The organism is Kribbella koreensis (assembly GCF_039525325.1).
Classification (GTDB): domain Bacteria; phylum Actinomycetota; class Actinomycetes; order Propionibacteriales; family Kribbellaceae; genus Kribbella; species Kribbella koreensis.
The window spans coordinates 199,044-211,144 of sequence record NZ_BAAAHK010000007.1; the positions used below are offsets into that span (position 1 = coordinate 199,044).

At 67.8% G+C, this 12,101-nt stretch carries 11 protein-coding genes; 5 read left to right on the top strand and 6 right to left on the bottom strand.

Annotation, left to right across the window (positions count from 1 at the left end; all coding sequences use genetic code 11):
• Positions 1-26 precede the first annotated feature (26 nt).
• From ABD116_RS14790 to icmB, 4 genes are all read right to left on the bottom strand, one after another.
• Positions 27-773 (bottom strand): carbohydrate ABC transporter permease, encoded by a 747-nt coding sequence (locus ABD116_RS14790; protein ID WP_343970957.1) that lies wholly within the window; start codon positions 771-773, stop codon positions 27-29.
• Positions 774-901: 128 nt separating this feature from the next.
• Positions 902-1,957: a carbohydrate ABC transporter permease gene (locus tag ABD116_RS14795; protein ID WP_343969141.1), complete on the bottom strand. Its 1,056-nt coding sequence runs from the start codon at positions 1,955-1,957 to the stop codon at positions 902-904.
• 94 nt (positions 1,958-2,051) lie between these two features.
• On the bottom strand, positions 2,052-3,371 hold the full coding sequence (locus ABD116_RS14800; protein ID WP_343969143.1) for an ABC transporter substrate-binding protein: 1,320 nt from the start codon (positions 3,369-3,371) through the stop codon (positions 2,052-2,054).
• 266 nt (positions 3,372-3,637) lie between these two features.
• Positions 3,638-4,054, bottom strand: a complete 417-nt coding sequence (gene icmB, locus ABD116_RS14805; RefSeq protein WP_343969145.1) for a coenzyme B12-dependent isobutyryl CoA mutase small subunit — start codon at positions 4,052-4,054, stop codon at positions 3,638-3,640.
• A gap of 128 nt (positions 4,055-4,182) precedes the next feature.
• On the opposite strand from icmB, the gene ABD116_RS14810 reads away from it, so the two are divergent.
• The 4 genes from ABD116_RS14810 (at position 4,183) to ABD116_RS14825 (ending at position 8,093) form a co-directional block, all read left to right on the top strand.
• Positions 4,183-5,031 (top strand): esterase/lipase family protein, encoded by an 849-nt coding sequence (locus ABD116_RS14810; protein WP_343969147.1) that lies wholly within the window; start codon positions 4,183-4,185, stop codon positions 5,029-5,031.
• 214 nt (positions 5,032-5,245) lie between these two features.
• Positions 5,246-6,145 carry a M23 family metallopeptidase gene (locus ABD116_RS14815; protein WP_343969149.1) on the top strand — a complete coding sequence of 300 codons (900 nt, stop codon included), beginning with the start codon at positions 5,246-5,248 and terminating at the stop codon, positions 6,143-6,145.
• A 47-nt stretch (positions 6,146-6,192) separates the two neighbouring features.
• Positions 6,193-6,714, top strand: coding sequence for a DUF6886 family protein (locus ABD116_RS14820; protein WP_343969151.1), 522 nt, complete (start codon positions 6,193-6,195; stop codon positions 6,712-6,714).
• The gene (locus tag ABD116_RS14825; protein WP_343969153.1) at positions 6,714-8,093 is read left to right on the top strand and encodes a lanthionine synthetase LanC family protein; all 1,380 of its coding nucleotides are present in this window, start codon (positions 6,714-6,716) and stop codon (positions 8,091-8,093) included. Before ABD116_RS14820 ends, ABD116_RS14825 begins: the two co-directional genes overlap by 1 nt.
• Here the strand turns inward: ABD116_RS14825 and ABD116_RS14830 are convergent.
• Together ABD116_RS14830 and pcrA are read right to left on the bottom strand one after the other, a co-directional pair.
• Positions 8,034-8,597, bottom strand: coding sequence for a hypothetical protein (locus ABD116_RS14830; RefSeq protein ID WP_328334211.1), 564 nt, complete (start codon positions 8,595-8,597; stop codon positions 8,034-8,036). The two genes, ABD116_RS14825 and ABD116_RS14830, sit on opposite strands and share 60 nt — an antisense overlap.
• Before the next feature lie 77 nt (positions 8,598-8,674).
• Positions 8,675-11,002 carry a DNA helicase PcrA gene (gene pcrA / locus ABD116_RS14835; protein ID WP_343969155.1) on the bottom strand — a complete coding sequence of 776 codons (2,328 nt, stop codon included), beginning with the start codon at positions 11,000-11,002 and terminating at the stop codon, positions 8,675-8,677.
• Positions 11,003-11,121: 119 nt separating this feature from the next.
• Here pcrA and ABD116_RS14840 point away from each other — a divergent pair, with 119 nt between their 5' ends.
• Positions 11,122-12,096 carry a phage baseplate protein gene (locus tag ABD116_RS14840; RefSeq protein WP_343969157.1) on the top strand — a complete coding sequence of 325 codons (975 nt, stop codon included), beginning with the start codon at positions 11,122-11,124 and terminating at the stop codon, positions 12,094-12,096.
• Positions 12,097-12,101 lie beyond the last annotated feature (5 nt).

A 12,101-nucleotide genomic window follows, 5' to 3' on the forward strand; every position in this document is an offset into this window, starting at 1 on the left:
ACTCCGGCCGCTGTCGGCTGCCGAATTTACTTCACGCCGCCGGCGGTGAGGCCTGCGACGATGCGGCGCTGGAAGATCAGGACGGCGATCACCAGCGGGATGGTGACGACCACGCCGGCCGCCATCTGGCTGCCGAACGGCTGGTCCCGGCCGGACGCGCCGGTGAACTGCGAGATCACCACGTTGGCGGTCTTCCGTTCCTGTGCGGTCACCATGCTCAGGGCGATCAGGAACTCGTTCCAGGCCGCGATGAAGGTGATGATCGCGGTGGTGAACACACCCGGCGCTGCCAGCGGGATGATCACCTTGCGGAACGCCTGGGCCGGCGTACAGCCGTCGACCATCGCCGCCTGTTCCAGTTCCCTGGGCATCTGCCGGAAGAACGTGGTCAGGTTCCACACCGCCAGTGGCAGCGCGAACGAGAGGCTGGGCACGATCATCGCCTGGTAGGTGCTGATCCAGTGGATGTCGACGAACAGCTTCTTCAGCGGGATCACCAGCGAGATGCCGGGGAACATCGAGGTGGTGATGATGATCGCCAGCACGAAGTTCTTGAACCTGAAGTCCAGCCGCGCCAGCGTATAGGCCGCGACCATCCCGATGAGCAGGGTCAGGATCGTCACCGTGCCGGCCACGATCAGGCTGTTCAGCAGACCCCGGCCGAAGCCGGTGCCCGGCTTGAAGACGTCCTTGATGTTCTGCACCGACCAGGTGGTCGGGATGATCGAGTTGCTGAACTGGTCGGACGGCCGGCGCAGCGCCGACACCACCATCCAGTAGAACGGCGCCAGGCAGTAGATCACGATCAGCGCGACGCCCAGCAGCGGCGCCCACCGGCGCAACGGGCTCGCCTCGGCCGCCCTGACGTCGATCTTGGCGGGAGCTTTCTCAGCGACAGCCATCACGCACCTCCTCCTGCGAGGCCACCCAGGCCCGCCGCACCGACGCCGGGCGGCGCATCGAGCCGGTCCTTGCTCTTGCCGTTCTTCTTTTTCTTCTTCTGCACCGCGTCACCGAGGACGTCGGCGCCGAGCAGCTTGACGAACACGAACGCCGTCACCGCGACGTAGATGAACAGCAGCGTCGCGTACGCCGCGGCCGGTCCGTACCGGTTCTGGTTCGACTCCAGGTAGGCCAGGATCGACAACGTCTCCACCGAGGACTTGTTCGCCCCGACCAGCACGAACGGCAGGTCGAAGATCCGCAGCGTGTCGAGGATCCGGAACAGGACGGCGACCAGCAGCGCGGGCTTGACCAGCGGCAGCGTGATCCGGATGAAGGTGTTGAACGGGCTCGCACCGTCCACCTTGGCGGCTTCGTAGACCTCGTCCGGAATCGTCTGCAGGCCCGCCAGCACCAGCAGCCCGATGAACGGAGCCGTCTTCCAGGTGTCGGCCACGATCACCGACAGGACCGACTGCCAGCCTTCGGTCGACCAGAGGATCTGCTGGCCGATCAGCGCGTTCGCCGCGCCGTCGGCCTGGAAGATCCACTTCCACAACAGGGCCGAGACGACGGTCGGGATCGCCCACGGCACCAGGATCGCGGCCCGGACGACACTGCGTCCTTTGAACGCCTTGTGCATCACCAGGGCCATCGCGACCCCCAGTACGGTCTCCAGGACCACACAGGTGACGGTGAAGAACGTGGTGTTGTAGAAGGCGTTCCAGAACCGGTCGCCGACCTCGCCGCTGAAGATCGCGGAGTAGTTGTCCAGGCCGACGAACTGCGATCCCTGGATGATGAAGCCGTCGGCGTCGACGCGGTCGCCGCTGGTGTAGAGCGATTCGCGCAGCGCCGAGATGATCGGATAGACGACGACCAGGACCAAGACGATCAGGGTCGGTGACAGCAGCGTGGCTGCGAGCCGGCCGGTGCCCTCGTTGAACGAGGTGCGACGGCCACCCTTGGTGGTTTCCTCGCTCGGTCGCTGGGCGACCGGGGCGGATGCACTCACCTTTGCCTCCTTCTCTCCACCCGGCAGCGCCGGGCAGGGACAGGCCGGGGCCGGTACGTCGACAGTTCGTCGCGCACCGGCCCCGCCGTTTCGATCATTGGGTGATGAGTGTGCTCAGCTTGGCCTGAAGACCGGAGAGCGCATCCTTGGGCGGTGTCGTGCCGGTCAGGGCGCCGTACGCGGCTTCCTGGATGGCAGTGGTGACATCGCCGTACTTGACCACCTTGGGCCGCGACTTGGCGGACCCGATCGAGGCCTTCAGCGGTGCGAGGTACGGGAACGTCTTGTTCAGCGCGGGGTCGTCGTACAGCGAGGCCCAGGTCGGCGCCTGGGACGTCTTCTCGATGTTGGCGCGCTGCCGCTCCTCGCTGGCCATGAAGTTGATGAAGGCGACCGCGGTGCCCTTGTTCTTGGCGTACTCGTTGATCGCGTAGTTGTGACCGCCCAGGGTCGAGACGCCGGCGGCGTCCTTGCCCGGCAGCGGCGCGACCGCGAACTTGCCCGCGACCTTCGACGAACCGTCGGTCTTGTTGGCGAGCGCGTACATGTACGGCCAGTTGCGCAGGAAGACCAGGTTGCCCTCCTGGAACGCACGGCGTCCCGGCTCCTCCTGGTAGGTGATGGCCGCCTTCGGGATCTCGCCCGACTTGAAGCCGTCGACCAGGAACTGCAGACCGGCCAGCGCCTCCGGGGTGTCCACGTTCGGTTTGCCGTCGTCACCGACGACCACACCGCCCGCACCGTTGACGGCCTCGGAGAAGTTCACCGTCAGGCCCTCGTACTTCTCGAACTGACCCGCGTAGCAACCGATCGTCTTGCCCTCGGGCAACGTCTTGATCTTGTCGCAGGCGGCCTTCATCTCAGCCCAGGTCGTCGGCGGCTTCACGCCCGCCTTGTCGAGCAGGTCCTTGCGGTAGTAGAGAAGTCCGCCGTCGGACGTGACCGGTACGCCGTACAGCTTGTCCCGGTACTTCGCCGTGTCGACCGTTGACGGCAGCAACTTGCCGAGGTCGGGGAACTTGTCCTCGGGCAGCTGCGTGATCCACCGGTTGGCCGCGAACTCGGCGGTCCAGACGACGTCCAGGTTGAGCACGGTGAAGGCGTCGGACTTCGCCTGCGCGTTCTGGATCATCTGGCTGCGCTGTGAGTCGGCCGACTCCGGCAGCTCCGAGACGGTCACCTTCTGGTCCGGGTGCTGCGAGTTCCAGGCGTTCACCTGGTTCGTCAGGTTGCCGGACGTGTCCTTGCCGGTGGCAAACGTAATCGGCCCCGTACCGTCGAGCGCCGCCGCTCCGCCCCCACTGGTGTCGCTCTTGCTTCCGTCGTCACCGCCACACGCCGACGCCAGCAGCGCCAGGCTGCCGGCCACGGCCAGAGCGACCGCCTTGCGCGTGTGTGATCGTTCAAACCTCATCGTGTACCTGCCCTCTCCCGATGGGATATCACCTGGTCCTGCGTCGGTCGTCCGCAGACCCCCACCACGCTGCGAGCCGCCCTATCCGGACAGTAACCGAGATCGGGGCCGATGTGTCCTGAGCCACACATCTTGTCGATCCCAGCGCCATGAACGAACAAACGCATGGCTGTATGCGACCGCGATTCCACACCGTGCACAACCAGGTGTTTCTTAACGATTAGGTATTACCGATCAGTAACAAGCCAATCGGCAGCGCACCGTGTTCAGGCGGTCGCTGAGGCGTCGCCGACGTGCGCGCGGACCCAGTCGACGATCTCGGTGGTGGTGGCGCCCGGGGTGAAGATCTTGTGCACGCCCAGCTCGGCCAGCGGCTGCATGTCGGCCTCGGGGATGATCCCGCCGCCGAACACCACGATGTCGTCGGCGTCCCGCTCGGTGAGCAGCTCGCGGACCTTCTTGAACAGGGTCATGTGGGCGCCGGACAGCACCGACAGGCCGATCGCGTCGGCGTCCTCGGCGATCGCCGTCTCGACGATCTGCTCGGGGGTCTGGTGCAGGCCGGTGTAGATGACCTCCATACCGGCGTCCCGCAGCGCGCGGGCGACCACCTTCGCGCCGCGGTCGTGGCCGTCCAGTCCTGGCTTGGCGACAACTACTCGCAGAGGGCTCGTGGCAGACATATGCAGAAGCTACCTCACGGATCAGACACGGAGCCGTGTGTTCCCGGCCACGCGAACTGGGAACCGGTTACCGTTGAAAGTGATCGGACCAGTTGCACGGGGGGTCTGATTGGGAGTGAGGAGACGCGATGAGCGCCGAAGACATCCGGGGAGCTCTCGAAGGACTCAAGTACGGCGCCCGCTCGGTGCTGTCGCCGCGCGTGCTGCAGGGTGCCGCCGTCGAGCTCGGCTGGATCACCACCCACCTCGCGATGTACCCGCTCGGCCTGGTCGGCGCCTCCGGCAACCGCGCCGAGCGCCTCACCCTGAGCGGCCTGACCCCGGCCCAGCGCAGCCTCCTGGTCGGCGACGTCCGGGCGGCCGGTACGCCGATCCTGCTCGCCCACGGCATCATCGACAACCACACCGTCTTCGCCCTGATGCGCCGCCAGCTCCTCCGCCGCGGCTTCACCCGGATCCAGACCTTCTCGTACTCCCCGCTGACCCTGGACGTCCGGAGTACCGCCGAGCGGATGGGCGCCGAGATCGAGCGGCTGTGCGAGGAATCCGGATCGGACCAGATCCACATCGTCGGGCACAGCCTCGGCGGCCTGATCGCGCGGTACTACGTCCAGCGCCTCGGCGGCTCCGAGCGAGTCCACACCTGCGTCACGCTCGGGACGCCCCACCAGGGCACCGTCGCGGCGCGACTGCTCCCGTGGCCACTCGTGAAGCAGCTCCGGCCGGACAGCGACCTGATGACCGAGCTCGCCGAGCCGGCGCCGGACTGCCAGACCCGTTTCGTCGCGTTCTACAGCGACGTCGACCAGCTGATCGTGCCGCAGCGGCGGGCCCGGATCCGGCACCCCGACCTGGTCGCCCGCAACGTCCGGGTCGACGGAGTGGGCCACCTGTCGCTGCCGTTCCACGGCGACGTGGTGCACCAGATCACCGGAATGTTGTCGCATCTCGACGACGAACAGCACACAGTCGCGTGAAAGTTCTTCCTGACATAGCAGCCTTCTGAGCGCTCAGGCCGATGCACGTGCAGCCGCGCATGCAAAAGTTTCGTGAAGGTGGGGCCGAAAAGGGGGTGGCGGGGTTTGTCGGTTCGTTGCGGTTCCGTTATGGTGCATGAGCCCCCGGAGAGGAATAAAAGCCTCACCGAGGGTGAACGGACAGCCCCCTCCCCTGTGACCGAAAGGCCACGTTGTGTCCCAGCATCGTGCCGCGGCCAGCCGCGTCACGCCAGGCAAAGCTGCCAGTGCTGCGCGCAAGACCGGCGCAGGTCGTCACAGTGGCAAGCATCGCGTCGCCAGGCGTAACACCCCCAGCAGTACTCAGGTAGTAGGACTGACCGCGGCTCTGGCCGCAGCAGCCGGCGCAGTCGGCTTCAGTCACAGCGCGCTCGCCAACCCGACGTCGGCGAACTCGGCCGTCAACATCGCCGCGCTGAGCATCGGCGACGGCCAGATGAACGCGCTGACCACCGCGCGGATCGAGCGCCGCCAGCTGGCCACCCGTGACTCCTCCCGGGTCGAGCTGGCCGGCACCGAGACGAACAAGAAGCAGGCCGCGGCCGACCGGATCTCGAGGGCCCGCGCCGCCAAGCTCGACGCCACCCGCGCGCTGACCACCAAGCGCGCCACCGCGCTGGCCGCCGCGAAGGCCAAGGCCGAGCTGGCCGAGAAGACCGCCCGCGAGTCGGCCACCCGCTGCGAGATGATGATCTCCGGCTACCACATCACCGCCGGGTTCGGTCAGGCCGGCGGCCGCTGGGCCCGCAACCACACCGGCACCGACTTCGCCGCCCCGATCGGCACCCCGATCCGCAGCGTGATGAAGGGCGTCGTGGTCAGCGCCGAGTTCGCCGGCCCGTACGGCCGCCAGGTCCGCGTCCGGCACGAGGACGGTACCGAGACCTGGTACAACCACATGTCGAAGTTCAGCGTCTCCGTCGGCGAGACCGTGTACGCCGGTGACCAGGTCGGCGCCGTCGGCGTCACCGGCAACACCACCGGCCCGCACCTGCACTTCGAGGTCCGCCCGAATGGTGGCGACCCGATCGACCCGATGCCGTGGCTGCGCAACCACTGCGGTCTCAACCCCTGACCCAAAGGTTTGGCTCACCGCGGATCAGCGGTACTAGGCTGCCGCGCATGCGCCCGCGGCCTGGTGAGGTACTCCATTTCTCCGAGGATCCGACGATCCGGACCTTCCGCCCCCACGTCGCCGCGACGTCGTCGAAGACCGGCGAGTACGTCTGGGCCGTCGGCCACGATCGCGCCCCGGACTACTGGTTCCCCCGGCAGTGCCCCCGCGCGATGGCGTGGGTGGGCCCCGGGACGTCGCCGGAGGACCGCGCCCGGATCATCGGCGACGGGAGCGGCACGCGAGTACACGCGATCGAGTACGGCTGGCTGGAGGCGATCCGTACGGTCGAGCTGTACGCGTACCGGCTGCCCGCCGAGCCCTTCCGGCCGGCCGAGGCGGCCTTTGTAGCGACGACCGAGGTGACGCCACTCGGACCGCCGGAGCGAGTGGGCGACCTCTTCGAGTTGCATGCCGAGGCCGGGATTCAGCTGCGCGTACTACCCCGGCTGCACGAGTTCTGGGACGCGGTGGTCGCCAGCACGCTCGAGTTCAGCGGGATCCGGCTGCGCAACGCGATCGCCCGCTGATGGCCCGTTCCGCAGACTCCTATCGTGCGGTGGCCGAAGCCGCCTGGCGGTGGGTGCTCGACCAGGTGCGGTGGGACGCCGGGGCATGGATCCCCGAGTCGGTGGGTGGGCCGGAGCCGGTGGCGGTACCGGAGTACCGGGACAACGGGATGCACAGCGGGCTTGGTGGGCTGGCGCATGTACTGGCCGAGATCAAGCTCAGCCGGCCGTGGACTGCTGAGGAGCAGACGCTCGCTGACGCGATCGCCGAGCAGATCCGGGCGGCGATCGCAGAGGAGGAGAACTACACCTTCTTCGACGGGCTGGTCAGCCACATCGGCGTACTGACCTCGCTGGGTGTTCCAGGCTCGGATGCTGCCGTCGAGCGGCTGCTGGAGCTGGCTGAGCCCGACGGGTGGCCGTCGAGCTTCGCAGACCCGGACCGGTACCTGCCTGGCGCGCGGATCAACGACATGACGCTCGGTACCGCCGGGGTTCTTCTGGGTGCTCTGTGGGCCCGCAGGAGCGGCGTGGAGGGCTCTACCCGGCTGGCAGAGCAGGCAGTGACCGTACTGCGCGCTGAAGCCGTCTCGCGGCCCACCGGGCTGGACTGGCCGTTCATCCCCGAGCGCTACCTGATCGAGCCGAGGGCCTCGATGCCGAACCTCTCCCACGGCCTTGCGGGGATCGCTGCCACGCTGGCGATCGCCGGTGTCGAGCTCGGCCGGCCAGAGCTGCTCGCTGCTGCCCTGAGTGGAGCAGAGCATCTGGTCACTCTCACCGTCAGCGACAGCGAGGGCCTGCTCGTCCCTCGGCTGGTACCGATCCGAGAGGACTCGGATCTCGACCCCGTCACCTACAACTGGTGCCATGGCCCGGCCGGTACGTCGCTGCTCTTCGCGGCGCTGCAGCACGCCGATGTCAACGATGTAGCCGGTGAGTCGCCGGTGACGTGGCGGAGGCGCTGCAACCACAGTGTTCGGATGTCTGGGCTGCCGGAGCGGCTCTACCCGGGCTTCTGGGACAACGACGGCCGCTGCTGCGGTACTACGGGAGTCGCCGACGTACTGCTCGACTCGTGGCAGTCGACGGGCGACCAGGTCGACTTGGACTTCGCACTGTCGCTGGCTGACACGTTGGTCGAGCGAGCGGTCCGCGACGGGCAGTACGCCTACTGGCAGTTCATCGAGCACCGCGACGAGGTCCCGCTGCTGCCACCTGGGGTCGGCTGGATGCAGGGGGCCGCTGGGATCGCGGCGTACCTGTTCCGCGCCGCCCGGGTGGTCGAAGACGGACGTACGGCAGCAACTGCTCTCCGGATGGAGAACTGGTGGGCCGCTCTATCGGCGCCAGACCTCGGCGGTGGTGAGGAAGGCCGAGGAGCCCGGGCGGTCGGCTGAGCCGTCGACCTGGACGAAGCCCGGTACGGACGCGCCGCCGATCGAGACCGTGGCGGAGCGGACCGGGGCGATCACCAGGCTGAGGCTGTGGGCGCCCTCGGCGAGCTGGAAGTTGTCGGTGGCGAACAGGCGCCGGTCGAGCACGCCGCCCATCTCGATCTGGATGTCGGCGGCCTTGGCGCTCAGCCCGTCGGCGAGGTTCATCGAGACCTGGACCAGGTCGCGCTCGACGGCCGGCTCGTGCCACGGCAGCCCCTGCACCTCGAGGAACGAGCGGACGAAGTACCGCTCCAGCCAGGACGCCAGGTCGACGTCCTCGGAGACCACCCGGACGATCCCGTCGAACCAGAGTACGACCGCCGTACCGGCCCCGCAGATCGACCAGTCGACCATCCAGATCGAGGCGAACGCGGTGACCTTGCCGTCCTTGTCGAACAGCCGCAGCCCAGGGTTCGCTCCCGCCAGGATGATCCGGCGGTTGCTCGCGTCTGGTGCCTTGGGCATGGGGCTGGACCTTCGTCCGGGAGGGGCCGAAACACCAATTGTCGCAGCCAGCCTGCTTTTCGGCACGTCGTGGTCTGTTAAATCTTTTCCACAGGGGCATAGCGGAGCAAGAGGCGCTTGACTCCTTCGGAGCCGAAGTCGATGTCCGCCTGGGCCTGTTGGCCCTCGCCGCGGACCACCACGACGGTGCCCATGCCGAAGCTGTCGTGCACCACCCGATCGCCCGGACTGAGGCTGACGATCGGCTTGTCGGAGGCAGTACGCCGGGCCGGCTCCCACCGCGATTGGACCCCACTGGCCCCGCCGGACGACGTACCGGTACCGGACCAGCGGGTGATCGCGGACTCGTCGCGGCGCCAGTCGAGCAGCTCGGCCGGGATCTCCTCGAGGAACCGCGACGGCGGGTTGTGCTGCGGTGCGCCGTACGCACTCCGGACGGCGGCCCGCGAGATCGCCAGCCGTTGCCGGGCGCGGGTGATACCGACGTACGCGAGCCGGCGCTCCTCCTCCAGCTCCTTCATGTCGTTCAGTGACCGGGAGTGCGGGAAGACGCCGTCCTCCATCCCGGTCAGGAACACCACCGGGAACTCCAGCCCCTTCGCGGTGTGCAGCGTCATCAGCGTGACCACGCCACCGTCGTTGGCGGCGTCGGGGATCTGGTCCGCGTCGGCGACCAGCGCGACCCGCTCCAGGAACGCCTGCAGGTCGGACGGTTCGGCGGCCGCGGTGCGCTCCTCGACGAACTCCCGAGCGACCGAGATGAACTCGTCCAGGTTCTCCAGCCGGGTCTCGTCCTGCGGGTCGGGCGACTTCTGCAGCTCCTCGTAGTACCCGGAGCGGTGCAGGGCGACGTCCAGGATGTCGTCCGGCGGGGCGCCGGAGTCGACCATCGCGGTCAGCTCGTCGAGGATGTCGATGAAGCCCTGTACTGCGTTGGCGCTCCGGCTAGCCATCGCCGGCGCATCGTGAGCCCGCCGCAGGGCCGCCGAGAAGGTGATCCGGTCGCGCAGAGCCAGTGCCTCGATGGCTGCCTCGGCGCGCTCGCCGATGCCGCGCTTGGGCACGTTGAGGATCCGGCGCAGCGAGACGGTGTCCTCGGGGTTGGTCAGCACCCGCAGGTACGCGAGCGCGTCGCGGACCTCCTTGCGCTCGTAGAACCGGACGCCGCCGACCACCTTGTACGGATGGCCGGTCCGGATGAAGACCTCTTCGAACACCCGGGACTGCGCGTTGGTCCGGTAGAACACGGCCACGTCGGACGGCTTGACCCCGTCCGCGTCGGTCAGCCGGTCGATCTCGTCGGCGACGAACTGCGCCTCGTCGTGCTCGTTGTCGGCGACGTAGACGGCGATCTGCTCGCCCTGCCCCTGATCGGACCAGAGGTTCTTCGCCATCCGGCCCTCGTTGCGGCTGATCACCGAGTTGGCCGCGGTCAGGATGGTCTGGGTGGAGCGGTAGTTCTGCTCCAGCAGGATCGTCTCGGCGCCGGCGAAGTCCTCCTCGAAGGCGAGGATGTTGCGGATCGTCGCGCCGCGGAAGGCGTAGATCGACTGGTCGGAGTCGCCGACCACCATCAGCTCGGCCGGCGGGCTGACCGGGCCGTCGTTCGGGCCTGGCTCCAGCTCGGCGCAGAGCTCGCGGATCAGCGTGTACTGCGCGTGGTTGGTGTCCTGGTACTCGTCGACCAGCACGTGGCGGAACCGGCGCCGGTAGTACTCCCGGACCTCGGGGAAGGCCTGCAGCAGGTTGACCGTGGTCATCAGCAGGTCGTCGAAGTCCAGCGCGTTGGCCTGGGCCAGCCGCTCCTGGTAGATCCGGTAGCACTCGGCGTACGTCTCCTCCAGGTGGTTGGAGGTCTTCGACGCGGCCGTCTCGTGGTCGATCAGCTCGTTCTTCTGGGTGCTGATCCAGTTCAGGATCGCGCGCGGGTTGTACCGCTTGACGTCCAGGTCGAGCTCGCGGCAGACCAGCGTCATCAGCCGGCGCGAGTCGGTGTCGTCGTAGATCGAGAACGTCGAGCTGATCCCGAACCGCTTGATGTCGCGGCGCAGGATCCGCACGCAGGAGGAGTGGAAGGTGGAGACCCACATCAGCTTGGCCCGCGGCCCGACCAGCTCGACGACGCGCTCGCGCATCTCAGCGGCCGCCTTGTTGGTGAAGGTGATCGCCAGGATCGACCCCGGGTGGGCGTCCCGGGCCGCCAGCAGATACGCGATCCGCCGGGTCAGCACCCGCGTCTTGCCCGACCCCGCGCCGGCCACCACCAGCAACGGCTTGCCCGCATGCACCACAGCAGCCCGCTGCTGCGGGTTCAGCCCCTCGAGCAGCGCAGCCGGATCCGCCCGATGCTTCTTGGGCTCCTCGAGCGGCACCGGCAGTTCATCTGGAGAAAAGAGCGTCGTCATCGCCCACCACCTTAGACACCCCAGCCGACAAACCTCGTACGGACTGGGAACCGTTCGGCGACTCGGGTGGTCGGAGGTGCGTACTACCTTCAGTAGTCCGCCCATCCGAAGGAGTAGTCATGGAACCGCTGGACCAGATTCGTTTGAGCCGCCGAGGTGTTTTCCGGGCCGGCGCCGCCGTGGGAGCGGGAGCCCTCGGCAGCGGTCTGCTCGCCACCGGCACGGCGAACGCTGTGTTGCCGCCGTCGCCGGAGTTCGATCTCGGGGCCACTCCGCATCACCTGTTCGGGCCGAAGATCCTGCACGAGACGCATCACTCGATGCAGGGGTTCACCTTCGACGACGTGAACCGGCGGCTGTTCGTCGTGCAGGCCGAGAACGGTGGGTCCGGCGCCGACCTGGTCGTCAACCAGGTGTCGGCCAGCGGGGCCGTGCTCGGGTCGATGACGGTGAAGCGGGCCGGGCACGGCGTCTCGATCGCCGCGGAGCCGGTCGGCGACATCACCTACATCTGGATCGAGTGCGACGCCGACCAGAACAACGGCGACGGCCGGGGCACCGCGCTGGCCCGGGTGCAGTTCAAGAACATCGTCCGGGAGTCGATCGCCACCGAGGCGAAGTTCTTCCGGGGCAGCGACACGATCACCGCCACGGTCGACCCGGTCAACAAGCGGCTGATGGTGCGCAGGAAGGAGAACGGCAGCTTCTACTTCAGCGTCTGGCCGCTCAGCAAGGCTCGCGAGGGCCTTGCCGCGGATCGCCTGGTCCACGTGAAGCAGCCCAGCTACAGCCGGACGTTCCAGGGCTACACGTTCTACGGGCAGTACGCCTACCTCTGGTACGGCGACGGGCAGACCAACCCGGACAACATCAACTCCACCATCCGGACCGTCGACCTGAACACGGGTGAGTTCACCCGCGATCCCGCCGTCACCAGGGCCGGGGAATCGCTGATCTACCGCGAGCCCGAGGGGATGGCGATCCACCGGATGGACTCCGGCGACCTGGGCCTGTTCTTCGGCTTCGCGTCCAGGCCCAGCGGTGGCGGCGACAACCGCTACGCCAACCTGTACTACAAGCTGCTGGCCGGTTAGTCGGC